The following is a 1,074-nucleotide window of genomic DNA, read 5'->3' as shown; positions in this document are numbered from 1 at the left end:
GGGTTGGGCCCGTCGGTGTGCGCCCCGGCCATGTGCGTGATCATCAGGTCCCAGGGATCCTCACCGCGTCCGAACTGCTCGTCCTTGCCATTGCGGGCGTACCCGTTGAACTGCTCGACGCTCTCGGTGAGCGCACCCTTGGGCAGACCGATCAGCTCCGCCAGCTCCTCCAGCGTGTCGGCCCGCTTCAGGACACCCGCGGCGAGGAACTTGTCGACGTCGAACCAGCCGGGGACCTGCGGCGCGACCGGCAGCCCGGCGAACGCCCGCCTGTTGTCGAGCTGGCGCTGGTCGAACACCCAGTGCGTGGGCAGATGCGACACGTGCGAGGACCGGTGCGCCTTGAGCATCTCGTGCCCGGCGCGGTCGTAGGGGAGACGTTCGTTCAGGTAGCGCTGTCCGGCGGCGTTGACCCAGATGCCGCTCCAGACCGATGTGTAGAAGACCGGGCGGGTGTCGGGTACGACGAGGCCCGGCGCGTACCACGACTCGTCGAGCAGGTCGGTCGCGGCGCCGATGTCGATGCCCGCGGTGAGCGCGTCGCCGGTGTTGCCCTCGCAGCCCTGGGTCCACTGGTCGGTGACCCCGGGCTGGAAGCGTTCACGCAGCCGGCCGTTGCGCTCGTAGCCACCGGCGGCCAGCAGTACGCCCCGTTCGGCGCGGAAGGTCACCAACTCGCCCTCGTGCAGGGCCTCTACGCCTACGACCGCGCCGTCCTCGACGATCAGGCGCTCCAGTGCGGTGTTCGTGCGCACGGTTCCGTTGCCGGTCTCCACGAACGCGAGCAGCGCACGGCCGATGAGGGCCTGCCCGCCGATCATCTCCGACGGGACCTCCACTCCCCAGCGCTCCGTCCACAGCGGCCTGCGCACCAGCGGTTCCAGCTCGCCGAGTTCGGAGCGGTCGAGGTTCTCGGGGAAGATCGTGCGGCCCTGGGGCAGGCTGCCGGGCCGGCCGGCGAAGTAGTCGGGCACGCCCTGCCAGAAGAACCGGCCGAACCGCGGGTTCTTCTCCAGCTCGTCGATCAGGGTGGACCCCACCTGGAGGAAGGCCTCCCGCAGTGCGGCCGGTGAG

The 1,074-nt window shown here is 70.3% G+C and carries 1 protein-coding gene; it reads right to left on the bottom strand.

The features are described 5' to 3' along the window. Window positions 1-1,074 (bottom strand): FAD-binding protein (locus tag ACFWI9_RS34725; RefSeq protein ID WP_387169394.1); only part of this gene is annotated, 1,074 nt, incomplete at both ends.

The organism is Streptomyces sp. NPDC127084, assembly GCF_042724175.1.
GTDB lineage: Bacteria > Actinomycetota > Actinomycetes > Streptomycetales > Streptomycetaceae > Streptomyces.
Note: the sequence above shows the minus strand (reverse complement) of the source record. Positions and strands in the feature narration are given on the sequence as shown.